The sequence below is a fragment of the Janthinobacterium sp. genome (assembly GCF_031995485.1).
Taxonomy (GTDB): domain Bacteria; phylum Pseudomonadota; class Gammaproteobacteria; order Burkholderiales; family Burkholderiaceae_D; genus Janthinobacterium.
Genome location: NZ_DAMAGB010000026.1, coordinates 15,587 through 41,203, shown reverse-complemented (window position 1 = coordinate 41,203; position 25,617 = coordinate 15,587). Strand labels below are relative to the sequence as shown.

The window sequence follows — 25,617 nt, the reverse complement described above, 5'->3', positions numbered from 1 at the left end:
TGGCGTTTCAGGATCAACCGCCCTTCGCCACTTTTTTCGGCAGCACTTTCACCACCGCCATGTCCTGCGCCAGCCTGAACTCGCTGGCAAACGCGCGCATGCTGTCCACGCTCAAGGCGCCGGCCAGCTGTTTGCTGTCGGCCAGGTAGCGCGCGTCGCCGAACTGCGTGTAGCTCAGCTGCAGGCGATTGAACCGGGTGGTGGCGTCGCTTATCCGCTTCGATTCATCGCTGCGCATCTTGGCGATTTCTTCTTCCAGCATGGCCGTATCGAGCTGCCCGGGCAGGCGTTCGAGCACGCGTTTGGCCGACGCCCACAGCGCATCGAGGCGTTCGGGTGCGGCCGTAAACGACAGTTCGCTGTTGGCGTGGCCGTGCGGGTCCAGGCTCAGCTTGTAATTGAGGCGATAGATGCCGGCCTCTTTTTCGCGCAGTTCCTGGCGCAGGCTGCGGTAGATCATGCGCGACAAAATTGCCGTGCGCATGGCGCGCTCCGGGGTCCAGCGCAATTCCTGGCTGCCCAGCGCGCGCACGCTGCCCTGCGGCTCCAGGCTGATCGCCAGCCGGGCTTCGTGGTAGCCCTTGCGCTGCGCCAGCGCTGCCGGCTGTTGCAGCGACGCCTGGCGGGGAATGCCGGCCAGGTAACGCTCGGCCAGCTCGCGCACCAGGGATTCATCGAGCGGACCACTGATGAAATACGTGACCGGCTGCCGGCGCAACTGCGTCCACTGCTGGCGCACCGTCTGCAGACCCTGCTCCGTCGTCAATTGTTTCAAGGCAGCGGCGTCCGGATAACCGTCGCGCGGCAGCTGGCCATAGCGCAGCACGCTCATTTCCCGCCCGGCCCGTTCGCCGGCGCTGTCGGGACGGCGCGCCGCCTGGCGGGCCAGTTGCTGGCCAACTTCCGTCAAGGCGCCCAGCTGGATATCGCTGTGCAGCTGGCGCGCCGCAACCAGGCGCAGCAGGTCGCCCAGTTGCTGCGCCGGCACCTGCGCCGTATAGCCAAGCTGGGTTTCGCTTTGCTGCTGCGACAGGTTCAGCTTGCGCTCGGCGGCCCAGCGGGCCAGCTCGCCACTGGCTTGGCCCGGCAGGTCGGCGTCGCGGCCCAGTTGCGCCGCCAGCTGCCATTGCCACGATGGCGCGCCGGGCAGGCGGTAGCCGGCCGGCGCCTGGGCGGCAAAGCGCATCACGCTGTCCTCGGGCGCGGCATGCCAGACCAGCGCGTCGCCGTTTTCCAGCGTCCAGCGCTGCACGCCATTGCCCAGTTCGTCCTGGCGCACGATCTGGCCATTCGACGACAGTTCCGGCATGCTGGCCATGGCAGTCACTTTTTCGATCTTGCGCAAGACCGGCAGCGGTTCCGCCGCCAGCTTGCGCTGCACTGCCATCACCTCGTTTGCCGTCGGCAAGGTCAACGGACTCAATCCTGGCGCCAGCATGAACAGCGCGCGGTCCGGTGCGTTGATCCATTGCAGCACGCGCGCATCGATGTCGGCGGGGTTCAGGCTGTCGAGGATGCGGCCGATCTGCGCCTGCTTCTGCAGCGGGTCCTGGATGGCGCGTTCGGCCTGCACGGCTTCGCCCAGCAGTTGCAGCCAGCCACTGAAGTCGCGCGCGGCCTGCTGCGCCGGCCCCTTGTCGTTCAGGCGGCGCACATCGGCGATTTCGCGTTCGATATCCTCAAGTTTCAAGCCATTGCGCCGCACGCGCTCCTGCAGCAGCAGGATCTGCTGCATGCCGGCCTGGTGCGCGTCGACCGCCACGCTGGAGGCAAAGCCCAGCGATGCGGTCGACTCGCCCAGCTCTCCCTTGCTGACGGTCAGGGACGTGACGCCGGCCGGCAGGCTGTCGGCCGACTCGCGCACCAGCGCACGCAGGCTGCGCTCGGCGATGCGGTCGATAATGCGCTCGCGCAGGCCGGCTTCATCCTGGCGCTTGTCGACCGTAAAGCGCGTCACCCAGCCGACCTGGCTGGTGCCGCTTTCCGCATCCTGCAAGCGCGTGATGCGCAGCTGGTCGCGCAGCACGGGATCGGGCGAATTACGTTGCGGCAAAGCGGCTGGCACCAGGCTGCCGAAATGGCGTTCGATAACGGGTTTCAGCGCGGCGGCATCGACCTTGCCGACGATCAGCAAAGCCATGTTGCCGGGGCGATACCAGTCACGGTAGAACTTGCGCAGGTTCTCCACCGGCTGCTGGCGGATGCTCGTTTCCGTGCCGATGGTCGACCGCTGCGGATACAGCGAACCCTCGCGCAGCATGGCGCGGCGCTGGCGGTCCATGCGTTCGCGCACGCCGAGCTTGGTGCGCCATTCTTCGAGGATGATCTGGCGCTCGCGCTCCAGGCCATCGGCGGGAATCTGCGCGCCGCCGGCGATCTCGGCCAGCACGCCCAGGCCCGCGTCGACGCGCCCAGGCGGCGCCGTCAGGAAATACAAGGTGCGCTCGAAATTGGTCTGCGCGTTGTAGTGCGAACCGATGCGCCAGCCCAGGCTTTCCATATAGGTTTTCAGGCCTTCCGGATGCGCTTTGGTCGAGTGAAACACCATGTGTTCGACCATGTGCGCCACGCCCGACTGGTCATCTTGTTCATCGAGCGAGCCGACGCGCACCAGCAGTTGCAGCGCTACCTGCTTGCCGGCCTGCTGGTCTGCCACGCCGTCGCCGTCGACGATGTAATACGCCAGCCCGTTGGCCAGCTGGCCGCGCTGCACCTTGCTGTCCCAGCGGAATGCTTCGGCGGTGGCGGCCATGGCTGGCGCCAGCACGGCGACGCACAGCGTGAAGAACGCGATACCTTTAAATTTCATCATCTTAGAAGCCATAGCCGATCTCCAGCGCAAAGGTGCGGCCCCGTTCGTAGGTGGCATAGGTGTCGCTGACGGTCATTTTGTTTTTCTCGTTGGTGATGTTTTCGATGATCAGTTTCACATCGAGGCGCTGGTTGCGGACCACGCGCGGAGTCCAGTTCACCACGGTATCGATGGCGTTTGCCTGGGGCAGTCTGGTCTTCTCGTAGTTTTCCAAAGTCGCGCCTTCATGCACGAAGGTGCCGTTGCGCAAAATCTGTTCGTAGCCGCCACGCATGCGCAAGATATTGCTGATGGTCAGGCTGTGCGCGGGCCAGGTGCTCATGGCGCCGATGCGCAAGGTCCACGGACGGTTGTAGTTTTGCGCCGGCTGTTCCGAATATCGGATCACCTTGCCGTCGTAGCGGATCAGGTCGTCGCGCAGCATGGCGCTGCTGTAGTTCTCGGCATAGGTCGCATAGTTCGATTCGACATCGCTCTTGTTGACGGCGAGCCACAGGCGGTTGGCCACGCCGCCGATCTTGAAGGCGCGCGCATTGGACCAGCTGAGCGTGATGTCCCTGGTGACGCTGCCGCCATCGTTGCTGAAGATATAGCAGCTGTTGCTGTTGCAATCGGTCTGGCCCGAGCGCACCAGGCGCACCACCTGGTCCTTGCCGTTGCGGTGCGTAAAGCGCAGGCTCAGGGGCCCGGCCAGCAGGTCCGAGTCGTAGGTGGCGCCGGCGGTCAGCTCGTCGTCATACGGCGACTTCATGTCTTCCAGGCGATTCAACGGCTTGCTGGTGGCGGCCGCGCCCCACACCAGATTGGTGCTGCGCGTTTGCGTGGTCAACAGGGTATTGGCTTTTTCCTGCAGCGCATAGGCAAACAGATTGCGGCCGTAATAGCGGTTGGCGCCGACGTCGAGGTACAAGGGATCGGTCGCCTGCCAGCCCAGTTTCAGGCGCGGCGCGAAGTTGGTGCCGCCGGCCAGGCTGTCCTTGTCGCCGCGTACGCCGACGCGCACGGTCAGGTTGCGCCAGGTGGCTTCGTCTTCCGCGTACGCAGCCCAGGAATTACTTTCGACATCGAATTTTCCTGCGTGATAGGTCATCAGCCGGCCGAAGTACTGGCCCGCGTTATAGCGCAGTGTTTTGGTAGCCGAGCACGCTTCCGTATCGACCGTACCGTCAGGCAAGGTGCAGCGCGATGCGACACCGGTGGTCGGCAGATTGGCCGGCGTCAGGTAGTAAAAATGGTCTTTCAGGCGCTCGTAATCGGCTTGCTGGTGGCGCAGTTCGGCACCCACCGTGGCGCGATGCCGGGTCTGGCCCAGATTGAACGGCTCGAACGCGGCGCGCAACTTGTACTGCATGGTCTGGATTTCCTGGTCGATATCGCCGCGCGCACCCTCGCCACTGGTGGGGTTGGTGCCGCTCGCAGGGTCGCCCCAGTTCTTGTCGGTCGACCAGCGCCAGGCACGGTAATAATCGGCATCGCTGCGGCGCGACTGCTCGTTCTTCGAATACGACAGCTGGTGCGTGACCCTGGCCAGGTCGTAGCGCGATTCCCATTTGCCGCTCAGGTTCAGGCCGCCGCTGTCGATGGTGTAATTGCTGTCGCGGTAGTTTTCCATGAAATAGGTATTCGACGACGGCGCATACACCATCGTCACTTCGCCTTTATGGCGGCTGTCGGCCGGCGAGTAGTCGGCCTTGAGCAGCAAGGTATCCTGCTGCCGCGTCTGCGTGACTTCGCGGCTGGCGGTGGTATTTGCATTGTCGGTATTGAAGCGCTTGAGCGGAATCTCGGACTTGCGGCGCACCACGTTCATCAGCACGCCCCAGCTGTCGCCCGGGCGCGCCTCCACCGTGGTTTTATAGGTCCATTTCCTGAAGTGCGGCTGCAAGTCGGCATTGGCCGAGTCTTCGAATTCTTCCTGGCGGGCCGGATCGATGAACAGCTTGCTCCAGCTCGACGAGCTGTAGCCGACCGACACATTGCCGCCGAATTTCTTGCGCGCCGAACAGACCGTGGCGCTGACCACGCCTCCCGTAAAACGGCCGTATTCGGCCGATACATTGGAATCCTTGACATCGATCTCGCACAGGATGCTGCTGTCGATGGCCAGCGCCTGCGAGCCGCCCGGGATCTGGTCGACGCTGGTGGTAGTGACCTTGTTACCGGGATCGATATCGTTGGAAATCGAGATGCCGTCGACCAGGATTTCATTCTGGTACGGCTTGGCGCCGTGGATACTGATTTCGGCCGGCGCGATTTCACCGCCGGTGGCCGACGCCAGCGACGCTTCGGCGTACTGGATGTTCGGGTTGAGTTTCAGCTGGCTGGTCATGTCGCCGTTAATGGCCGGCATGTTGCGGATCATTTCGCGGTCGAGGCGCTCGACCGTCGGCAAGGTTTTCGCTTCGACGGTAATTTCCGACAGCGTCTGCGCCGGCCGCTTTTCCACGGCAGGCAACTCGTCGCGCACCGGTGCCGGGCGCGCACGCAACATATAGCCGCCCGACGCGCCCATCACCACTTCAAATTTCGATTCGGCCAGCAGGGTGCGAAAGCCCGACGGCACATCGTAGTTGCCGCGCAAGCCCTTCGACTGCACCCCCTGCAGCAAGGAAGCGTCAAACACCAGGATCACGCCGGACTCGGCAGCAAAGCGGTTCAGCACATCGGCCAGCGGCGCCGATGGCAGTGCATAGGTCCTGGCCGGCGCCGGACGCGGCAACGCATCGGCGCCACAAGCTGGCAGGATGATGCCGGCGCTTAACAGGGCGGCCAGCAGGGGACGCAGTTTGCGCACAGGAAAAGAAACGGGGACAGCGCTAGCGGCAACAGGGGTCATTTTTCGTCTACAAATAATGGGCTTGTCTGTAGGCCGAAGCAGAATCGAAAAAGGACAGTCGAAATGAAAAAATCAACGAGGCCGCAGGCGCCACCCGGCCGCACTGCGTTCGGCACGGATCGCCAGCACCTCGGCCAGCGTCTGCAGCGAGCGTTCCGCCGCGTCGATCTGGTAGGTGCCGGACACGCGGCGGCTGGCCAGCACCGGCGCCACCTCGACCGCCTGCCCCGAATACAGCGCGAACTGGGCGGCAAATTCGGGCAAGGGCGTATCGAGCGCCATCAGCAGGCCACGGGTCCAGGCATCGTCGGCGACCGGCGAGCGCTGCACCCGGCCACAGCCGGTGCTGGCAAAGCGCACGCGCTGGCCGGCCTGCACCGTGACCACCGGTCCGCTGGACGCCTGCACCTGGGCCGCATGCTGCTGCACCGTCAGCACGGTGTGCGCGGCAAACTGGCTGACGGTCAGGCGCGTACCCAGGGGCCGCACCACGCCGTCGCGCGAGACGATGCGCAAGGGGCGTTGCCGCGCATCGCTGCCGGTGGCCAGCTGCAGCACGCCCTGCGCCAGGTAGATATCGCGGCGATGCGCATCGTAGGCCAGCCCCACGCGCGTGTTCGAGCCGAGCCAGGCGCGCCCGCCATCGGGCAGCGTCACCAGGCGGCGCTCGCCGCGCGCGCTGGCCAGCCAGCGGATCGGTGCGCGTTCGGGTGCGGCCGGCAGCAGCGCCCAGCCCATGCCGGTGGTAAACGCCACGCCGATACACGCCAGCAACTGGCGCCGCGATGTGCGTTCGGGTTTGCCTTTGCGCGAATCGCGCACGGGCGTGCGCAGAATATGGGCCGCCTGCAAGGGCGCGCCGGCCAGCAGGCTTTGCAGGCGCTCGACCTTTTCCCATGCCTGCCGGTGCGCCGGCGCCGCATCGTGCCACAGCTGCCAGCGGCGCAGCGCGTCGGCGCCGCCATCGTCTGCCAGGGACACAAACCAGTCCGCCGCCGCTTCCAGATGCAGCTCGTCCACCTCGGCCGGGCTGGCCCCCATTACAGGCATTTCAGGCATTGCAGCACGGCCTTGCGCATATATTGTTTGACGCTGCTGACGGACACATCGAGTTCCTGCGCGATGGTCGCATAGTCGAGTCCATCGATCTGCGCAAGCAGGAAGGCCTGCCGTACTTTCGGCCCCAGCCCGGCCAGCATCCGGTCTATCGTCAGCAGCGTTTCCAGCAGAATCGCGCGCTCTTCGGGCGACGGTTGCAGCGCTTGCGGCATCTGCGCCAGTTCGGCCAGGTAAGCCTGCTCCAGGTCGCTGCGGCGGAAATGATCGACCATCAGGCCGCGCGCGATGGTGGCCAGGTAGGATTTCGGTTGCGCGATGTCCGCCGCGTGGGTGCCGGACTGCAGGATGCGTACGAAAGTGTCCTGCACGAAGTCTGCAGCGCGGTGCGAGCAATGGCCCAGCCGCGCGCGCAGCCAGCCATTGAGCCAGCCGTTGTGCTCACGATACAGACTCTCATAGCTCACCTCCACCACACGCCCCCGAAAATTAAATGAGAACTATTATCATTTAAAAGCGAGATTGTAACAAGCATTCCTTTCTGATCTGTAACTCCTGGGCCACGAAAAGCAATCTTTCATTCCTTGACTCAAGGCAAGGAGCTTCAGCTGCAAGCGCGCTAGAATCGCCGGCTTTGCCTATCCTGCCATGCGCCACGCTCCCGAATTACTCCTTCCTGCCGGCTCGCTGGCCAAGATGCACGCCGCCTTCGACTATGGCGCCGACGCCGTGTATGCCGGGCAGCCGCGCTACAGCCTGCGTGTGCGCAACAACGATTTTTCCAGCTTGCAAGCGCTGCAGGAAGGCATCGATGGCGCCCATGCGCGCGGCAAGCAGTTCTTTGTCGCCAGCAATATCTTCGCGCATAACGCCAAGCTGAAAACCTATCTGCGCGACATGGAACCGGTGATCGCCATGCGCCCCGACGCGCTGATCATGGCCGACCCGGGCCTGATCATGATGGTGCGCGACAAGTGGCCCGAGATCCCGGTGCACCTGTCGGTGCAGGCCAACGCCGTCAACTGGGCCGACGTGAAGTTCTGGCACCGCATGGGCTTGACGCGCGTGATCCTGTCGCGCGAACTGTCGCTCGACGAGATCGAGGAAATCCGCCAGCGCTGTCCGGAAATGGAGCTGGAAGTGTTCGTCCACGGCGCGCTGTGCATCGCCTATTCGGGCCGCTGCCTGCTGTCCGGCTATTTCAATCACCGCGACCCGAACCAGGGCACCTGCACCAACTCCTGCCGCTGGGATTACAAGGTCAAGAACGCCAGCGAGGACGCCAGCGGCGACCTCGGCGCGATGCAAGTGATCCCGCTGCAGTTCGAGCAGGCGCTGGAACAGGCCAACTCGTTTTCGGCCCTGCACCAGCAGCCGCGCCACCCGCTGGCCGACCAGCCGTATCTGATCGAGGAAGCGCAGCGCCCTGGCCAGCTGCTGCCGATTCTCGAAGACGAGCACGGCACCTACATCATGAATTCGAAGGACTTGCGCGCCGTCGAGCATATCGAGCGCCTGGTCAAAATCGGCGTCGATTCGCTGAAGGTCGAGGGCCGCACCAAGTCGCTGTACTACGCGGCCCGCACGGCGCAGGTGTACCGCCAGGCGATCGACGATGCGGTCGCCGGACGCCCGTTCGATATCAGCCTGCTGGGCCAGTTGCAGGGCCTGGCCAACCGCGGCTATACCGACGGCTTCTACCAGCGCCACCATACGCAAACCCACCAGAACTACATGCGCGGCGCATCGGAAGCCGACCGCAGCCAGTACGTGGGCGATGTGCTGAGCGTGGAAAACGGCTGGGCCAGAGTCGACGTGAAAAACCGCTTTGCCGTCGGCGATCGCATCGAAGTGATGCACCCGTCCGGCAACCGCGATATCGCCATCACGCGCATATTGAATGACGCCGGCGAGGACATCGGCGTGGCGCCGGGCAGCGGACACTTTGTGCGCATCGCGCTTGATGGGGCGCTGGACCGGGCGTTGCTGGCGCGGTATCTTTAAGACAAATTCAAGCCGGGGCAGCAGATAACGTCAACTGTTCGCGCCCGGCTCTTCGGCTCCAATTGCTGTACTGCTCCTGCATGGAAGATGAAACATGCTGATGCCCTGTAGAAATATTCCAAGTCTTGTCACCCGCTTTACACGCTCAAAATCATAACTGACCATGGCAAAGCGCAAGCGGTCATGGAATCGACAACGCTACTTTTGATTTATCGTAACGTTCTTGACATTCAAACCGGCAAAATCTTAGAACATACTGAGCTCTTTTCTAGGAGGGATACATGCTGGAATTGCAGCCTAAAGATTCACGTGGTTATTTTAACCTCCCACAAAGACCTGAGGGTGCAGCCTATTACACCTATGGCACACCACCAAGTGGAGGTGGCCAGTATGCTCATCCACAGTTGCTTTCTCTGCTCTTCATGATTGAACGTCAATGGCAAAGTATCGATAGTCGGAAGATTGGCTTTGGAAATATCAGTTTGGCCGGCGGTGCAACATATAGCGGCCATAACAGCCACAGAAATGGGCGTGACATTGACGTACGCTTACTTCGCAAAGACGGAAAAGAACTCGGCGTAACGAGGTTTGACCCACAATATGATCGCGATGCCACGGCCCAATTGATCAGAATTTTTTTTGGGTTCAGCTATATCCAAGTTATTTATTTTAACGACCCTACCATCCCACGGATCAGGTCACTAATACGACATGATGATCATTTTCACGTCACGATTAAAGAGCCGAGATGGTGACATGAAACGCATCCTCGTTGCTATCCCTCTCCTCGTTCTAAGCGTCGTCACAGCTCAATCGGCGCAAAAATGGATATTTTCTTACCAAGCTGTCAAAGGACGTTATGCGATCTATGGCGGCGGGCTGGGCGACCCTCTGCCGCCAACAAAAAAGGACAAGCGAATTGCATTCTGGATCGACGGCAAAGCGGCCAGGCAGATGTTCGAAGCAATGGGTCCGGACTTGCGCAACACCTGTGGAGCGGACGGCGGTTATCGCTTGCGGCAACGGGCTGAGGTAAGCTGTACTTACTATCCCGATGACGGCCATCGTTGCGCTTTTGGTTTTGATCTGCTGACAGGGCACAGCATCGGCGGCTCCATATGCTGAAACGCGCCACATTGTTGCTTGTCCCTTTTGTGTCTCTGTTGCTGGTGCACCATGCGAAAGCCGTGCGGGACTATGTACACCAGGATTTTTTCGCTCACTACGCAATCTACGGTGGTTATCCGGAAGATACCGTCGCACCTGTTGCCGGCGATACCAAGGTCGCCTTTCGTTTGAAGGGCGCCGCCGCAAAAGACATGTTCGAGGCCATCGGTCCCGATCTGGACCATGGCTGTCCCGATCCACAAATACGCCTGCGCAACCGCGATATGCTGCTGTGCCGCCATCACCCCCAGGATGGCTATCGCTGTGAGTTCGGTTTCGATCTGTCGACGGGACTCAGCATCGGCGGCTCGGTAAGTGGCGCGATGTGCGCACATTAGCGTGCCGAACCTGTGATCGTCCAGCGGACCTATGCCTGTCAGCGACAACAAGGTTGCGCACCATGCGAAGCGAACCGCAACCAGGCATGCAAATCAGTTCGTCGCGCACTTGCCGTCCCGGCATGAGTAGAAAGCGCCTTCCAGTTTGCACTCTGTTTCAGCGAGAAATAGCGCTGAAAAACCTTGCTCATCTGTAAGGCCTTTATGGTCATATCCGCAGCCTTTGACGTAATAGTTTATGCCCGCGGAGCCCAAGCCGTCCGTCGCTCGCACCAGTCGCGGTGAACGGCCATATGGCCCGGTACCGAACATTCTTACAAACCGTACATCTTCAGGATGGATGGGAAACGGCGCCCGAATGAATCCGGATCGGCCATGCGCATCTGTCACGCCTTTCAGGGTAGCCAAAGGCAGCCTCTCCGCATCCTTGGTTTTCGCAGGGGCATAAATATCGAGCGAATATGGTGTATTGCCAAGAATGCCTTTCGTTTCTGCATCAAGCAACTGAAAATGGCATCCATAAGCACCGTCCCCTGTCGTAGGTAAACCATCGACCGGTGTTTGCCTGCATTCATATGAAGAGGATGACGCTACCACATCGCCCGCAATCTGAACCAGGGCCGTCTTTGTCGCACATCCAGAAATAAACTGCGCACACAGGGCGAGCAGGATGCCAGCCGCACTTCTCTTACCAAGATATTGCATCATGATGATCTCTCTTCAGGGCCAGGAAACGATGAGTCATTTTTGCCTGCCTTCTGAAAAAGATAATTGGGATCAATTAATCTTTCGAAAAAAAAACACAAAAAACCATGATATGAAAAGGCCGCCATCGACAGACGACGCGCGCTCCCTGATCGCCAATGGCGTGCAGTGCGTAGCCGAAGGCGCCAATATCGCCGGCTTTGCGAAGTGGCCGACGCGATGCTGACGCAGGGGGTTATTTAAGCCGGCGCCAACAATGTTGTCGGATTACGCGCAAGCGCCAATCCGACCTGCGGCTAGGCGAACAGGCAATTTTCGCAGGTCGGATTAGCGGCAACGCCGCGTAAGCCGACACCACCACCAACCTCCACAACCGCATTACCGCATCTCGGGCTTCATCAGGCTCTTGCGGCTGATCGTGCGGCCCGACACCATGAACTCGCCATCGCCACGGTAATGCAGGGTTTCGGGCAGCTTGGGCGAGGTTGCCACATGGGCCTTGACGCATTCGAAGATGAAGAAGCCCCCCTTCGGGTTGCCCGCTACCTGCGCCAGCTTGCACTCGAAGTTGGCATAGCATTCGGCGATCAGCGGCGCGCCCACTTGTTCGGCGGGCTGCGCCGTCAGGTTGAAGGCGGCAAACTTGTCGGTGTCTTCGCCGCTGCAGTTGCCGATGGCGACGACCTGGTCGACCATATCGGCCGTCGGCAGGTTGATCACGCATTCCATGCTGCGCTTGATCATTTCATAGCTGTGGTTGGCGTCGGAGATAAAGCAGCCCAGCAGGGACGGCGTAAATTCCATCAGCATATGCCAGCCCATGGTCATGATGTCGCTCTCGCCTTTCCAGGTCGAGCTGACCAGCACCACCGGTCCCGGTTCGAGAAACCGCCGGATATTGTCGACGGGGTAATCTTCCTTGTGATAGTTTTTCATGCTGCCTCCTGGACTCATCAAGCTCCAGCATAGCCCATCAGCACCCTGCGAGGCGCGCAGCTGGGGCCGCGTTTTTTGCAGTTCATCGCAAATTTTACTTTTTGCTGATATTGCAACTTAAAATACATGGGTCAACCACACAAGGAAATCGCCATGCGCCACCTGCTCCTGTTTGCCGCCCTCGCCCTCAGCCCGCTCGCGCATGCCGACGAGCAAAAGCGTACGGTAGGCGCCTTTAACGCCATCGATATCCGTGGTCCGATCAGCATCGAAGTGGAATCGGGCAAGGAGCACAGCCTGGTTGCCCGCGGTGACCAGAAATTCCTCAACGGCCTGGTGACGGAAGTGGTCAATGGCGAACTGAAAATCTCGATGAAGGACAAGAACATCAAGAAGACCGAGGGCGATCCGCGCGTGATCGTCACCATGCCGCAGCTGCGCAAGCTGATCGCCGATGGCGCCGGTGAGAAGATCCTGACCAAGCTCAATGGCCCGCGCGTCGATATCAGCTACCAGGGCGCCGGGCGCCTGCTGGCCGATGGCAAGATCGACTGGCTGCGCCTGAAAGCGCAGGGCGTGGGCGAAGTCGATACCAGCGCGCTGCTGGCGCACAACGTCGATGTCAACTTCGACGGCATCGGCTCCGTGAAGGTGTATTCCTCGGGCGAACTGAACGCCGTGGTGCGCGGCATGGGCGAACTGGTGTACTACGGCAAGCCGAAAGTCGTGCACAAATCGGTGGCCGGCATCGGCAGCGTCAGCGCCGCCAAATAAGCGTTCTGCGGTGCGCCGCCATCGCTGATTTTTCACCACACTCCATGGACGGGCCCGGCATTGCGCCGCGCCATCCACGGAGGACACCATGCCCGAAGGACCATCGCTCGTTATCCTGCGCGAACTGGCCGAGCCGTTTGCAGGCAAGACCATCGCGCACGCCAGCGGCAACAGCAAGACCATCCATCTCGACGAGCTCGATGGCCAGCCGCTGCTGGGCGTGGCCAGCTGGGGCAAGCACTTTCTGCTGCGGCTGGCGGACCGCTCGCTGCGCATCCATTTTTTGCTGTTCGGCAGCTACCGGATCAACGAACGCAAGGACGCCATCCCCCGTTTGCAGCTGACGTTTGACGATGGCGACGAACTGAACTTTTACGCCTGTTCCGTCAAGGAAATCGGCGAGGACCTGGACGCCGAATACGACTGGCGCGGCGACGTGATGAACGACGCCTGGGATGCGGCGCTGGCACGCAAGAAACTGCGCGCCCAACCCGGCATGCTGGTGTGCGATGCGCTGCTGGAGCAGGACATCTTTGCCGGCGTCGGCAATATCATCAAGAACGAAGTGCTGTTCCGCATCCGCGTCCATCCACTGTCGACCATCGGCGCCCTGCCCGCGCCCAAGCTGCGCGCGCTGGTCGAGGAAGCGCGGCAATACAGCTTCGATTTCTTGAAGTGGAAGAAAGAATTTACCTTGAAAGCGCACTGGCTGGCGCATGCCAAAAAGACCTGCCCGCGCTGCCATGTTCCGCTGCACAAGGCCTACCTGGGCAAGACGCAGCGGCGCAGTTTTTTCTGCCCACTCTGCCAGAAGCAATATGGTGGAAACGATGGGCTATCATCGCCGGACAATACCCATCACGAGGAGACCGCATGAACATCGATACCGCCGCGCCGCTGGTACTGCGCGATAACGCCGGGGGGCTGGTCACGCTGCGCCTGAACCGCCCGCTGCAATTCAATGCCCTGTCGGCAGCCATGCTGGCCGCGCTGCAGGCCGAACTCGACATCATCGCCGGCCAGCCCGACGTACGCTGCGTGGTGCTGGCGGCCGAAGGCAAGGCGTTTTGCGCCGGCCACGATCTGCGCGAAATGCAGGCCACGCGCAAGCTCGACTATTACAAGACGCTGTTTGCGCAATGTTCGCGCGTGATGCGGGCGATCCAGGAGTTGCCGGTGCCGGTGATGGCGCGCGTGCACGGCATCGCCACGGCGGCCGGCTGCCAGCTGGTGGCCAGCTGCGACCTGGCGGTGGCCGCCGAGTCGGCGCGCTTTGCCGTGTCCGGCATCAATGTGGGCCTGTTCTGCGCCACGCCGTCGGTGGCGCTGTCGAGGAATGTGTCGACCAAGCGCGCTTTCGAGATGCTGGTCACGGGCCGCTTTATCGACGCCGCCACGGCCGCCGACTGGGGCCTGGTCAACGCGGCCGTGGCCGACGAGGCGCTCGACGACAAGGTGGCGCAACTGGCGCAAAGCATCATGGACAAGAGTCCGGCGGCAGTGCGCCATGGCAAGGCGATGTTCTACCGCCAGCGCCAGATGGCGCTGGCCGAAGCGTATGTCTACGCGGGCGAAGTGATGGCAAACAATATGATGGAGGAAGACGCGGACGAAGGGATCGCCGCGTTTCTGGAAAAACGGTCGCCGAACTGGCGACCGTAAGTTCAGGACTGGCGATTGTCTTTCATCTGCTGCTGCGCCGAGACACTGAGCTTGTTCAGGTCGTCCTGCCCCAGCAGCGGCAGTTGCGACAGCAGGTGCGACAGGGTCGAGCTGCCCGCCGTATCGAGTTCCGACGACTGCACCAGCACCGTGCCGGCGCCCGTGAAGTCGATCTGCTTTTCCTCGCCCGACAGGGTAAAGCCCGTCAGCGCGCCGGCTGCCGAGGCCCAGCCCTGCACGTGCGCATAGTCGTAGTGGTATGACGGACTCGGGCAATCGGCCCAGCCCAGCACGGCCTGCTCGTCGACGCGGCATGGCAGCTCCAGGAAGTGCACCGGACCGTTCGACGAGGCGATCACCTTGCCGGTGCCGATCATGGTCAGGTAGCCGGGCAGGGTCGACTCCTGGCAGATCACATCCTTGGTAAAACCGAGCAGGTTGCTGGCGCGGATGGTCATGTTGGCGTTATCGAGGTCGTAGCAGGCCAGGTCGTTGCCGTTGTCGCCCAAAATCAGCTGGCCCTGGCCATTGGCGACCACGAAATGGTGCACATACTTGGGCGCATTGAAGGCGGTGCGCACGATCAGGTCGAGCACGCTGCTGCCCATCGCTTCGAAACGCAGTTCGCCATAAAAGGCGATCATCTTGCCCTTGCGAATGAATATCTGTTCCTTGACGTCGATCACGTAAGAAAAACGGTTCAGGTTGTCGTTTTTCGGCAAGGTGGCAGGATTGTAAATCGTCATGGCTTACCTTTCGCTCGCTTGGATATAGACCGTGCCCTGGCCCATGAATTTCACCTGGTACGATTCGCCCGAGGCCTGGCCGACAAAGGTCTTCCAGTTCAGGTCGGTAACGATGCTCGAACTCAGTTGCCCCGTATGGCCGATATACGCTTGCGGGTCGACAAACACCGGTACATCCGGCGTGACGGGCAGGCCGATAGTGTTACCGTCGGACAGAATCGCCACTTCCCCGGTGCCCTGGAGGGTGGTGGTAAACAGGCCCTGGCCCGACACCGCGCCGCGCACCACGCCCTGGATGCCGCCCTGGTTGCCGAGGAACATGGTACCGGCCGTCAGGCGCGCATCGAACGCCAGCAGGGTATCGCTTTCCACATACAGCGTTTCGCCGCGCACGGGAATGATGGTGACGAACAGGCCCGCGTGCGCGTAGTACACGCTGCCACTGCCCTTGGCCGCCATCATGGCATAGCCTTCGTTGGTGACGGCGCGCATGGCCAGGCTTTGCACGCCCTGGCCTGCCAGGAACGAGCGGCTGAACTGCACCTCGCCCTGGTAGGACACCATGGCGCCCTTGCGCGCGAACACTTCTTCATTGCTGAGTTTTACCTCGAGCATTTTTTCATTGATCTGCTGATAAACCGGCATCGCGTGGCTCCTGGCTGCTTAACGTTCGGCGGGCTGGATATACACCACGCCCTGGCCGGTGAATTTGTGCTGGTAGGACTCGCCCGAGCTTTGTCCTATCATCGTGCGCCAGTTGACGTCGAACACGAATTCCTGGCGGATATCGCCCTTGAAGCCGACAAACGCGTCCGGGTCCACGCGCAGCGGCGTCGATGGCGTCACTTCCAGCATGATCAGGTTGCCCTGCGAAATGACGGCGATATTGCCGCTGCCTTCCACCGTGGTGGAAAACAGGCCCTGGCCCGAACTGGCGCCGCGCAGGCCGGCAAAGCTGGTGCCGGTCTTCAGGCTGGTGTCGTAGGCCAGGAGGCTGCTGCTTTCAATGGTCAGCTTTTCGCCGGCCAGCGCCAGCACGGTAATCTCGAACGCATTGTGCGCAAAGTACACGGTGCCGTTGCCGGACGCCTGCATCAGCTGCATGCCTTCGTTGGTCACCTTGCGCTTGAGCGCGCCGAAGATGCCTTCGCCGCCGAGCAGGGATTTTTCAAACTTGATGCTGCCCGTATAGGCGACCATGGCGCCGGCAATCGCCAGCACTTTTTCATCCTGCAGGCGCACTTCGAGCAGGCGGTCGGTATTGTTGCGGAAACTGGTCACTCGCAATCCTCCTGAAATGCCAGGCAACACAGCCATGGCTGAACGACAAGATACCGGCGGTAGTGCTTGCGTGCAAGTGCTATTCCTATCGTACGGAGCTGACACCCATGAAAAAAGGCGTGCCCTGGGGCACGCCTTGCTATGGAGCGCTACAACAACGAGGGTTTACTTTGCCAGCAGGTTCTTGTCGCCGCGGGCATTCTGGAACTGCGGCACAGGATCGCTGGTATCGACCTCGACCACGGTCAGGCCCTGCGTGGCGCCACCGGTGACGTAGCCGACCGCGCCCAGGTGACGCTTGCCCGCCGCCAGGCCGGACCAGCTCAGGGTCACCGATGCGGTGCCGCCCATGTAGGCGACGCCCGGCATCAGCGCCTTGAAGTTGCCGTTGTTCAGCCCTGGCGCCAGCACCCATGACGACAGCGTGTAGTTGCTCTGGCCATTTTGCGGCGCATAGCCGATCACGCACACCTTGTAGCTGCCGGCGGCAGGCAACTTCAGTTCCACCCGTTCATTGGAACTGACATTGCCGCTGCTGGCCACCAGCACATTGGCGGCGTTGTAGACCTCGATATCGAGGTCATCCTCGCCATTGCCCGTGGTATCCGCATCATAGGTGGCAAAGCGCGCCACCAGGGTGCCGGCCGGCACCACCACATTGTGCACATTGGCGCCCGGCGCGCCGCCGCTGCGGCAGCTGGCCGAGGCGGTGCCGAGGTTGGCCTGGCTGATGGCGCGCGTCTCGCGCACCGCTTCGAGCAGCCCCGACTTGACGCTGGCCAGCTGGCCCGTGAAACCGGTGCCCAGCGTCAGCACCTTGCTGCCGGTGGCCGCTTCGCTGCTGACCACTGGCGAGACGGCCAGCAAGCTGCCGCGCGCCGTCAATGGACTGCGCACCACATGGCTGCCGTCGCTCCAGGTCAGGGCGCCATACACCCAGGTATCGGATGGCGCGGTGGTGCGCGTCAGCCGGACCTGGAAGGTGGCCTTCTCGCCCGGTGACAGGTTCAGGCTCGCTGGCGTGACCTGCACCGTGTAGCCAGGCAGGCTGGCGGCGGCCGTGTAGACGGCGCTGCTGGTGCCCACGTTGGTGACCGTGCGCGTCAGGTTCAGCGAGCCGAGCACATTGGCGGCCGTGATCGACGCCAGGTTCAGGTTGTACGCGGCGATCGTGCCCACCGCCTGGCACGTGGCAGCGGTATACACCTGCACGTTCAGGCCGCACAGGAAACGCGCATAGTCGATTTCCGACAGGTCGTACACCAGGCCCGGATTGGCCGCGCCGTTCGGCGCAATATGGCCGGCGCCCTGCCCCCATGGCAGCTGGCCGGAGGTACGCGCCGTGCTGTCCCACGCCACCGGACCATTGAGGCCGTCGGAATAGGTACTGAAGGCGGTGGTCATCAGCGCCGATTTGATGGCCGCTGGCGACCAGGTCGGATGCTGCTGCTTGAGCAGGGCGGCCACGCCTGCCACGTGCGGGCTGGCCATCGAGGTACCGGAATAGAAGTCCCAGTCGACCGATGGCGCCACGCCGCCGGCGGCCACTGCGTCGCGCTGTTCCGGCGTCAGGTCGGCCGTCACGCCGGCCAGCACGTTGGTGCCCGGCGCCGACAGGTCGGGCTTGAGGATATTCGCATTGGCCACGTTCGGCCCGCGCGACGAGCGGTCGCTGACGATCGGCGCCAGCACGCTGGTGTCGGCAATCGTGTGTACCTCGCCCAGCGCCGCCCTGGCGTCGGGATTGGCGGCCATGTAGGCCTTCAGCGCATCGCCCTTCGCCTGCACCAGGTGCACGGTCGACAGCAGGTGCGCCTGGTTGATGATGGTGTTGGCGCCGCCTTCCACGTTGGCGATCACCACGCCGGCGGCGCCGGCCACGCGCGCATTGCCGCTCTTGTTGACCAGCACATTGCCGCCGCGGTCGCAGACCAGCACCTTGCCGGCCACCTTGGCCGGATCGAGGTAGGCTGGCGCGCCATCGGTACTGCCATAGCAGCGCAGCAAATTGATATCGGTCGGCGCCACGCCGGCCAGGCCCGCATCGCGCGCGCGGATCAGCGGCAGCGACGGCGTGGCGGCATTGCTCGAGGCGCCTTCCAGCCGGGTGCCGTTGGCGAGGATGACATTGCCCGCGTACAGGCGGTTGTGGGTCGAGTTGGCCACCGTCGCCAGCCAGGGGCTGATGTGCGACACAGGCGCCGGCACGTCCGGCGCCGGCGTGGCCGGCCCGGAATTGCCGCCGGAGGTCGCCACGAAAACCCCGGCCGCGGCCGCGCCCAGGAACGCGACTTCGGTCGGCTCGTCAAACGCGCCGCCGCCCGCATTCGGGCCGATCGAGAAGTTGATGACGTTGACGCCGTCGATCACGGCCTGGTCGATGGCCGCCACGCTGTCCGAGGTGGCGCAGCCATTGCGGCCGGTCGAGGCTGCCGTCCAGCAGACCTTGTAGGCGGCGATGCGCGCGCGCGGCGCCATGCCGGACACCTTGCCCAGCGACACGCCGCCACTGTAGGCAATCGCGCCATTGTTGCCGCCGGCGGTCGATGCCGTATGGGTGCCGTGTCCGCCATGTCCGGTCAGGCCGGCAACGGAGTCGCGCGGCGAGAAAAATTCGGTCCAGTGCAAGGCCGAGGTGGCGACGCGGTAATAGCGTGCGCCGATCAGCTTGTTATTGCAGTTCTCGGCGCTGAAGCCTTCACCGGTCTGGCAGATCCCCTTCCAGCTGGTGGGCGGCGCGCCGTATACGACATTGCTGCCGCTGTGGCTGGGCACGCCGTTTTCATCGAGCCGGTCGGCAAACGCGGGGTTTTCGGGCCAGATGCCACTGTCGACAATGCCGATCACGATATCTTCGCCGGCATGCGCGGTGCCGCCCAGCTGCTCCCAGATGCCGCCCGGTTTGTCCAGGCCCAGGAAGCTCGGCGTATAGCTGGTGTCGAGTTGCAGGATGGAGTCGGCGCTGATGCTGGCCACGGCGCTGTTTTTCTTCAGCGCCCGCACTTCATCATCGGTCAGCAAGGCCGAAAAGCCGTTGAAGACCACGCTGTACTGATGCGTGATCTGGGCGGCGGTCACGCTGGCGGCCACGGCCGCCTTTTTGGTATCGAGGTAGCTCAGGTAAGCCTGTACCTCGGCCGCGCCGACATCGATGCGGCTGCCCGGCGCCGGCCGGGTCGCGGCCAGGCCGGCAACCTGGCCGTTGTAGGTGGCGGCCGGCTTGTCGACCAGCTGCACGATATACGAGCGGCGCTCCTGGGCTTGCGCACTGTGGGCCAGGCTGGCGGCAAGCAGGAGGATGGCCAGGGAAACGGGGCGCAGTGTCATGCTCATGCTGCGGCTCCTTGCACGGCAGGTTGGGCCGCGATGCGGCGGCGCGAGAACAGGGCGATACCGCCCAGTCCGGCCAGCAGCAACAGGTAGCTCGACGGCTCCGGCACCGCGCTGATATTGATGTTATCGAGCGCGAACTGGGCCTGGTTGAACGCTGGCGTATCGAGGGAATTGACGCACACGCTGCTCTCATTGTAGACGCATGCACTGAAGGTCAGGCCAAGCAACACCTGGTTGCTGAAACCGGCCAGGCTGGCGCTTTGAAACTGGTAATCGCCATTGGCGTTCTGTCCGGGAAAATCGAGAGACGTGGTGACAACCTTGCCGTTGAGCAAAGTGCCGCTCAGGCGCAACTGGCCCCACTGGTAGTCCGGCAGGCCGGCGACAGGCGCCATGAAGGCATAGTCAAAACCGGCCAGCTTGAAGCCCACCTGGTCAGGACGCGAAAAGTTCAGGCCGCCATCGTTGAGGATGGCCAGATAATTGCCGCTCGCGCCGCCGGGGCAGGCGATCACGTCGCAGGAAGAGGCGGCAGTGCCATCGAGGATGGCGCCCACGCCGCTGGACCAGCCATACGCTCCTGATGTAGGATCGGGCAGGAACAGCAGGTTGTAGGCCGGTGTTTGCAGGACGCTGCCGCTGCTGAAAATATCGGGTTGATAATTATCAAAGTTGATCACATCGGCCATGGCCGGCGCAGCGCCAAGCAGGGCCACGCCGGCGACGGCCATCGACAGCAGGGTATGGCGCATGGTCGGGCGGGAAAGGGCGGATGGCGTCGCGGCATGCAGTGCCCGCGGTACGGGTTGCGATAGAAGATTCATGCTGTATCCCTTGAAGAATGAGTGAATGATTCGGCAGGTCTGCGCTTGCTCTACTTTTTGATAAAAGTATCAATTAATATAGCAAGATATATAAAATAAATATCATATTTTTAATGATATATATTTATTTTTTATCGAATCAACCGAAACTTTCTTCTGTTTCCCCTATGGCAACAGATTTTTTCATCCCGTGTCTTCATTACAACACTTTGCCATGCGGTCAACGCTGCAGCGGCAAATGGCTGTGCTTGAGCTGGCGCAGCACGAAACTCGATTTGCTGTGGCGGATGCCGGGAATTTTATACAGCCGCTCGCGCAGCAGGCGCTCGTAGTCGCGCGTGTCGCTGACCGCGATGCGCAGGTAATAGTCATAGTCGCCCGACACCAGGAAGGCTTCCAGCACTTCCGGAATCAGCGCCAGCGCATGGCCGAATTCGAACAGCGCCTGGTCCGAATGATCGTCCAGCGTGACCTGCACGATCACGGTATCGGCCAGGCCGACCTTGGCCGCATTGACCTGCACCGTATAGCCTTCGATCACGCCGTCTTCCTCCATGCGCTTGATGCGGGCCCAGCAGGGAGATGACGTAAGGCCCACCTTGCTGCTCAGTTCCTGCAGGCTGATGCGCGCATCGTGCTGCAGGGCGGCCAGGATGGCGAGATCGAATTTATCGAGTTTCATGCTGTACTTTCAGTTTTTGGCAGCAAATTTTGCTGAAACACTGATTTTAGACGAGAAAAGCAGCAACCTTTTCTGCGGCAGGCGGCAGAAAATAAGACATGCAAACATCTCACCCTCCCCTCCCCACCAGCACTGGCGCCAGCCTGCTGATCGACACCCTGCTGGCGCTCGGCGTCGATACCGTGTTTGGCTACCCCGGCGGCGCCGTGCTGCCGCTGTACGACGCGCTGCACGCCCAGCCGCGCCTGCGCCATATCCTCGTGCGCCACGAACAGGCCGCCGTGCACGCGGCCGAAGGCTATGCGCGCAGCACCGGCCGGCCCGGCGTGGTGTTCGTTACCTCCGGCCCCGGCATGAGCAACACCACCACCGGCCTGCTCGACGCACTGTGCGATTCGATTCCCGTCATCTGCATCAGCGGCCAGGTGGCCACCACGGCGATCGGCACCCATGCCTTCCAGGAATGCGATGCGCTCGGCATTTCGCGCCCCGTCACCAAGTGGAACCGGCAGATTCGTGTCGCAGAAGAAATATCGGCGGTGCTGCGCGAAGCCCATGCGCAGGCCACCCAGGGACGGCCCGGGCCGGTGCTGATCGATTTCCCCAAGGACCTGCAACTGGCTGCGGTTTCCCACAGCCAGCCACCGGGGCCGCTTGCGTACCTTCCTGCGCGCTCGCCTGCGATGTGCGACCTGGAAGCGGCTGCCCAGCTGATCGCCGGCGCGCGCCAGCCCATGTTCTATGGCGGTGGCGGCTTGATCAATTCCGGCGAGGCCGCCTGCGCCAGTTTCCGTGCGCTGGTCGACCTGGCCGGTGCGCCCTGCACCCTCACCTTGCTGGGGCTGGGCGCCTATCCGGCATCGAGCCCGCAGTTTCTCGGCATGCCGGGCATGCATGGCACGCTGGAGGCGAACCTGGCGATGCACCATGCGGACCTGATCGTCTGCGTGGGCGCCCGTTTTGACGACCGCGTCACGGGCAGGCTGGCCGACTTCTGTCCGCACGCCAAGGTGATCCATCTCGATATCGACCCGGCCTCGATCCACAAGGTGGTGCGCGCCGACGTGGCCCTGCGCGGCGATTGCGCGCCGGTGCTGGCCGCCCTGCTGGACCGCTTGCGCGAGCGTCCCCTGCCAGACCTGGCGCCATGGTGGCAACGGATCGGCCATTGGCGCGCGGAACATTGCCTGGCGTTCGAGGACACGCCCGGCGTGATCGCGCCGCAGGCCTTGATGCAGCGCCTGCAGGCGGCGCTGGCGGGATGGGACGCCATCGTCTCGACCGATGTCGGCCAGCACCAGATGTGGGCCGCCCAGCATCTGCGCTTCGAGCGGCCCGGACGCTGGCTGACCTCGGGCGGCGCCGGCACCATGGGCTACGGCTTGCCGGCCGCCATCGGCGCGCAGGTGGCGCACCCCGCTAAACGCGTGGTGTGCGTCAGCGGCGATGCGTCGATCCTGATGAATATCCAGGAACTGGCCACCGCCGTGCAGCACCGCCTGCCCGTCAAGGTGGTGCTGTCGAACAACGGCTACATGGGCATGGTGCGCCAGTGGCAGGAACTGCATCATGGCGGGCGCTACAGCCACAGCTACACGGAAGCGCTGCCCGACTTCGTCGCGCTGGCGCGCGCATTCGGCTGGCAGGCGCGCACGGTGAAGCATCGCGGGGAACTCGACGCGGCGCTGGCCGCATGCCTGGCCTCAAACGGCCCGTATTTTCTCGATGTGCGCGTGCATGGCGAAGAGAACTGCTTTCCCATGATGGCGCCGGGGGCGGGGCATCAGCAGATTACCTTGGCCAAAGGGACGGTGTACGCGGACAACCTTGCTGGCGTCGCCGGTGGTGTCGGATGACGTGCTGGCGCGCTAATCCGACCTGCCCATCCTGCCCCTCCTGCAGCGTAGGTCGGATTAGCGGGGCGCAGCCCCGCGTAATCCGACACCATGGTTGGCCCGGCCAACGAGGGTTGGCGCAGCCCCGCGTCATCCGACACCATGGTTGGCCCGCCCGACAAGGGCTGGCGCATCACGCCCAGATCCGATAAATCCAGTAACTTTCATCATCGCGGCTGGCGCGCGCCAATTCCGTCGGACTCAAGCCCGTAATCTCCCTTGTCTCTCGGCAAAAATGTGCCTGGTCGGCATAGCCGCCCTGCGCCGCCAGGTCGGACCACGACACCTTGCCTTCCAGCATGGCATCGCGCTCGTCGAGGAACAATTGCTCGGCGCGGCGCATGCGGCGCAGGGTGCGCATGGGCTGGCCGGCCCAGGTCTTGATGCGGCGCTCGACATTGCGCGCGCCGCTGGCCAGTCCGTTCGACGCCGCCTGCACGCCCAGGCGCCGCACCCAGTCGTGGATGGCGCTGGCGGGATGGTCGTCCTGCTGGCGCGCCAGCTGCCAGCGCGGCGCGAGAAACGCTTCCACCAGCGCCACCCTCGCCTCGTCGTCGGGCGCGGCCAGCACGGCCTGCGACAACACGTTCCAGTCGGCATCGAACAGCTCGTCCAGCGAGCGGAACTGGTCAAGCAGCGGCCCCATCGCCACGCCCGTCAAGGCATGCAGCGCGGCCGGATAGAACATCACGATAAACGAGTGCACGGGACCGGGGTTGTAGCTGACCAGCGGATACGAACGCGGACCGCCAAACAGCGCCGGCGGCATGCGCACGTCCGCCAGCGTCAAGCCCGGCGCGGCCGCTTCCAGCTCGCCCGACACCGTCCAGCTGATGCTGCACATGGGCGCGGCCGGAAAGCGGTTCAGGCGCTGTGCCGGCGGCAGCGGCGCGCAAGCGGTGGTGTCGCGCACGAGAAAGGCGCGCACGCAGGAAGCGAGCGCCAGGCGCGGCGCGATCAGGCGCGTGACGGGGGTGGTGGCGGTAGACATGGCAACGATTGTAACGAGAATCGGACTGGTTGCGCGATGTCGTATACGTTCAAGACGTGCGATGGCAGGCGCGTTACAGTCTGGTCATTGTCTCTCGCCACGAGGAGTTCGCATGCCACCGCTCGACCAAACCGCCACGCCGGCCCCGGCTGGCATCAAGCAGCCGCTGCGCCAGATCCGCCACTTGCCGGGGCCATTTGCCCTGCCCTTCTTCGGCAACAGTTTCCAGTTGAAACTGCCGCGCATCCACCGCGACGTGGAAGGCTGGGTACGCCGCTACGGCCCGTTCATGCGCGCCTGGTTTGGCCGCACGCTGGTGCTGGTGGTGGCCGACAGCGAAGCGGTCTCCGCCATCCTGCGCGACCGCCCCGATGGCTTCCGGCGCCCGCTCAGCAGCTACATTGTGTCCGAGGAAATGGGCGGCATTCCCGGCCTGTTCCTGGCCGAAGGCAGCGAGTGGCGCAACCAGCGCCGCATGGTGATGGCCGGCATGGCGCCCGGCGCCATCAAGGCCTACTTTCCGTCGCTGGTGTCGGTGGCGCAGCGGCTGCAGCGGCGCTGGCACGGTGCGGCCAGCCGGGGCGAAGCCATCGATCTCGACGGCGACCTGAAGCGCTATACGGTCGACATCATCGCCGGCCTGGCGTTCGGCACCGAGGTCAATACGCTGGAAGCGGGCGAAGACGTGATCCAGCGCCATATGGATGCGATCCTGCCTGCCGTGGCGCGGCGCAGCCTGTCGATGGTGCCCTACTGGCGCTACTTCAAATTGCCGGCCGACAAGCGGCTGGACCGCGACGTGGCGGCGCTCGACGTGGCCGTGACTGGCCTGGTGGAACAGGCGCGCGCGCGCATGGCGCAGGACCCGGCGCGCCGCGTGCGCCCGCCCAACCTGCTCGAAGCCATGATCGCCGCTGCCGACGAGCAAGGCAGCGGCGTCAATGACCGTGCCGTGGCCGGCAATGTGCTGACCATGCTGCTGGCCGGCGAAGACACCACGGCCAACACGATTTCGTGGATGATCTATCTGCTGCAGCGCCACCCGCAGACACTGGCGCGGGTACGCGAGGAAGTGCGGCGCGTGGCGCCAGACGCGGCCGGTTTTACCATCGAACAGATGGACCAGCTGGACTACCTGGGCGCCTGCGCCAGCGAGGCGATGCGCCTGAAACCGGTGGCGCCCTTCCTGCCGGTCGAAGCCTTGCGCGACACGGTGGTGGGCGACGTGGCCGTGCCGGCCGGCAGCGTGGTGTGGTGCGTGCTGCGCCACGATACGGTGTCTGACGCGCACTTTCCCGACGCGCAGGCATTCAGGCCCGAACGCTGGCTCGATGCTGGCCAACAGGAAGCCAGCAACAGGCGCGCCGCGATGCCGTTCGGCTCGGGCCTGCGCACCTGCCCGGGCCGCTATCTGGCGCTGCTGGAAATCAAGATCGCCATGGCCATGCTGCTGGGCAGCTTCGATATCGCCGGCGTCGATACCCCGGACGGCGGCGAGGCGCAGGAGCTGATGGGTTTTGTCATGTCGCCGGTGGGCCTGTCGCTGCGGCTGGCGCCGCCACGGTGATACCATCG

At 63.2% G+C, this 25,617-nt stretch carries 23 protein-coding genes; 10 read left to right on the top strand and 13 right to left on the bottom strand.

Annotation, left to right across the window (positions count from 1 at the left end):
• Positions 1–13: 13 nt before the first annotated feature.
• The 4 genes from RTQ46_RS15350 to RTQ46_RS15335 all read right to left on the bottom strand — a co-directional run bounded on the left by RTQ46_RS15350 (position 14) and on the right by RTQ46_RS15335 (position 7,171).
• The gene (locus tag RTQ46_RS15350; RefSeq protein ID WP_312437859.1) at positions 14–2,812 is read right to left on the bottom strand and encodes an insulinase family protein; all 2,799 of its coding nucleotides are present in this window, start codon (positions 2,810–2,812) and stop codon (positions 14–16) included.
• Position 2,813: 1 nt separating this feature from the next.
• The gene (locus tag RTQ46_RS15345) at positions 2,814–5,648 is read right to left on the bottom strand and encodes a TonB-dependent receptor plug domain-containing protein (protein ID WP_312437857.1); all 2,835 of its coding nucleotides are present in this window, start codon (positions 5,646–5,648) and stop codon (positions 2,814–2,816) included.
• 72 nt (positions 5,649–5,720) lie between these two features.
• Complete coding sequence (locus RTQ46_RS15340; protein ID WP_312437855.1) at positions 5,721–6,707, bottom strand: FecR domain-containing protein; 987 nt, start codon at positions 6,705–6,707, stop codon at positions 5,721–5,723.
• Positions 6,689–7,171, bottom strand: coding sequence for a sigma-70 family RNA polymerase sigma factor (locus RTQ46_RS15335; protein ID WP_312437853.1), 483 nt, complete (start codon positions 7,169–7,171; stop codon positions 6,689–6,691). Before RTQ46_RS15335 ends, RTQ46_RS15340 begins: the two co-directional genes overlap by 19 nt.
• Before the next feature lie 181 nt (positions 7,172–7,352).
• On the opposite strand from RTQ46_RS15335, the gene yegQ reads away from it, so the two are divergent.
• The 4 genes from yegQ (at position 7,353) to RTQ46_RS15315 (ending at position 10,213) form a co-directional block, all read left to right on the top strand.
• A complete protein-coding gene (gene yegQ / locus RTQ46_RS15330; protein WP_312437852.1) occupies positions 7,353–8,708 on the top strand; it encodes a tRNA 5-hydroxyuridine modification protein YegQ in 1,356 nt (451 codons plus the stop codon).
• A 281-nt stretch (positions 8,709–8,989) separates the two neighbouring features.
• A complete protein-coding gene (locus RTQ46_RS15325; protein WP_312437851.1) occupies positions 8,990–9,463 on the top strand; it encodes a penicillin-insensitive murein endopeptidase in 474 nt (157 codons plus the stop codon).
• Between the two features lies 1 nt (position 9,464).
• Positions 9,465–9,833 (top strand): hypothetical protein, encoded by a 369-nt coding sequence (locus RTQ46_RS15320; protein ID WP_312437850.1) that lies wholly within the window; start codon positions 9,465–9,467, stop codon positions 9,831–9,833.
• The gene (locus RTQ46_RS15315; protein ID WP_312437848.1) at positions 9,827–10,213 is read left to right on the top strand and encodes a hypothetical protein; all 387 of its coding nucleotides are present in this window, start codon (positions 9,827–9,829) and stop codon (positions 10,211–10,213) included. The genes RTQ46_RS15320 and RTQ46_RS15315 overlap by 7 nt, the downstream gene beginning before the upstream one ends.
• Before the next feature lie 93 nt (positions 10,214–10,306).
• Here the strand turns inward: RTQ46_RS15315 and RTQ46_RS15310 are convergent, their stop codons facing one another.
• Positions 10,307–10,921, bottom strand: coding sequence for a hypothetical protein (locus tag RTQ46_RS15310; protein WP_312437846.1), 615 nt, complete (start codon positions 10,919–10,921; stop codon positions 10,307–10,309).
• Between RTQ46_RS15310 and RTQ46_RS15305 the strand changes: the two genes are divergently transcribed.
• Complete coding sequence (locus RTQ46_RS15305) at positions 10,920–11,144, top strand: hypothetical protein (protein ID WP_312437845.1); 225 nt, start codon at positions 10,920–10,922, stop codon at positions 11,142–11,144. The two genes, RTQ46_RS15310 and RTQ46_RS15305, sit on opposite strands and share 2 nt — an antisense overlap.
• 152 nt (positions 11,145–11,296) lie before the next feature.
• Here the strand turns inward: RTQ46_RS15305 and RTQ46_RS15300 are convergent, their stop codons facing one another.
• Positions 11,297–11,854 (bottom strand): flavin reductase family protein, encoded by a 558-nt coding sequence (locus tag RTQ46_RS15300; protein WP_312437843.1) that lies wholly within the window; start codon positions 11,852–11,854, stop codon positions 11,297–11,299.
• Between the two features lie 153 nt (positions 11,855–12,007).
• Between RTQ46_RS15300 and RTQ46_RS15295 the strand changes: the two genes are divergently transcribed.
• The 3 genes from RTQ46_RS15295 (at position 12,008) to RTQ46_RS15285 (ending at position 14,290) form a co-directional block, all read left to right on the top strand.
• Positions 12,008–12,628, top strand: a complete 621-nt coding sequence (locus RTQ46_RS15295; protein ID WP_312437841.1) for a GIN domain-containing protein — start codon at positions 12,008–12,010, stop codon at positions 12,626–12,628.
• Positions 12,629–12,716: 88 nt separating this feature from the next.
• Positions 12,717–13,505, top strand: coding sequence for a DNA-formamidopyrimidine glycosylase family protein (locus tag RTQ46_RS15290; RefSeq protein WP_312437840.1), 789 nt, complete (start codon positions 12,717–12,719; stop codon positions 13,503–13,505).
• Positions 13,502–14,290: an enoyl-CoA hydratase gene (locus RTQ46_RS15285; RefSeq protein ID WP_312437839.1), complete on the top strand. Its 789-nt coding sequence runs from the start codon at positions 13,502–13,504 to the stop codon at positions 14,288–14,290. Before RTQ46_RS15290 ends, RTQ46_RS15285 begins: the two co-directional genes overlap by 4 nt.
• A 2-nt stretch (positions 14,291–14,292) precedes the next feature.
• Here the strand turns inward: RTQ46_RS15285 and RTQ46_RS15280 are convergent, their stop codons facing one another.
• From RTQ46_RS15280 to RTQ46_RS15255, 6 genes are all read right to left on the bottom strand, one after another.
• Positions 14,293–15,036 carry an AIM24 family protein gene (locus RTQ46_RS15280; RefSeq protein ID WP_312437837.1) on the bottom strand — a complete coding sequence of 248 codons (744 nt, stop codon included), beginning with the start codon at positions 15,034–15,036 and terminating at the stop codon, positions 14,293–14,295.
• A 3-nt stretch (positions 15,037–15,039) separates the two neighbouring features.
• Complete coding sequence (locus RTQ46_RS15275; RefSeq protein WP_312437836.1) at positions 15,040–15,681, bottom strand: AIM24 family protein; 642 nt, start codon at positions 15,679–15,681, stop codon at positions 15,040–15,042.
• An 18-nt stretch (positions 15,682–15,699) separates the two neighbouring features.
• On the bottom strand, positions 15,700–16,317 hold the full coding sequence (locus RTQ46_RS15270) for an AIM24 family protein (protein ID WP_312437834.1): 618 nt from the start codon (positions 16,315–16,317) through the stop codon (positions 15,700–15,702).
• A 165-nt stretch (positions 16,318–16,482) separates the two neighbouring features.
• Positions 16,483–19,650 carry a S8 family serine peptidase gene (locus RTQ46_RS15265; protein ID WP_312437832.1) on the bottom strand — a complete coding sequence of 1,056 codons (3,168 nt, stop codon included), beginning with the start codon at positions 19,648–19,650 and terminating at the stop codon, positions 16,483–16,485.
• Complete coding sequence (locus tag RTQ46_RS15260) at positions 19,647–20,474, bottom strand: NF038120 family PEP-CTERM protein (protein ID WP_312437830.1); 828 nt, start codon at positions 20,472–20,474, stop codon at positions 19,647–19,649. The genes RTQ46_RS15265 and RTQ46_RS15260 overlap by 4 nt, the downstream gene beginning before the upstream one ends.
• 220 nt (positions 20,475–20,694) lie before the next feature.
• Positions 20,695–21,156: an Lrp/AsnC family transcriptional regulator gene (locus tag RTQ46_RS15255; RefSeq protein WP_312437829.1), complete on the bottom strand. Its 462-nt coding sequence runs from the start codon at positions 21,154–21,156 to the stop codon at positions 20,695–20,697.
• 98 nt (positions 21,157–21,254) lie between these two features.
• Between RTQ46_RS15255 and ilvB the strand changes: the two genes are divergently transcribed.
• Positions 21,255–23,012: a biosynthetic-type acetolactate synthase large subunit gene (ilvB, locus tag RTQ46_RS15250; RefSeq protein ID WP_312437828.1), complete on the top strand. Its 1,758-nt coding sequence runs from the start codon at positions 21,255–21,257 to the stop codon at positions 23,010–23,012.
• Positions 23,013–23,184: 172 nt separating this feature from the next.
• On the opposite strand, the gene RTQ46_RS15245 is transcribed toward ilvB, so the two are convergent.
• On the bottom strand, positions 23,185–24,042 hold the full coding sequence (locus RTQ46_RS15245; protein ID WP_312437827.1) for a helix-turn-helix domain-containing protein: 858 nt from the start codon (positions 24,040–24,042) through the stop codon (positions 23,185–23,187).
• Between the two features lie 112 nt (positions 24,043–24,154).
• On the opposite strand from RTQ46_RS15245, the gene RTQ46_RS15240 reads away from it, so the two are divergent.
• Positions 24,155–25,609 carry a cytochrome P450 gene (locus RTQ46_RS15240; protein ID WP_312437826.1) on the top strand — a complete coding sequence of 485 codons (1,455 nt, stop codon included), beginning with the start codon at positions 24,155–24,157 and terminating at the stop codon, positions 25,607–25,609.
• The last annotated feature ends 8 nt before the right edge of the window (positions 25,610–25,617 follow it).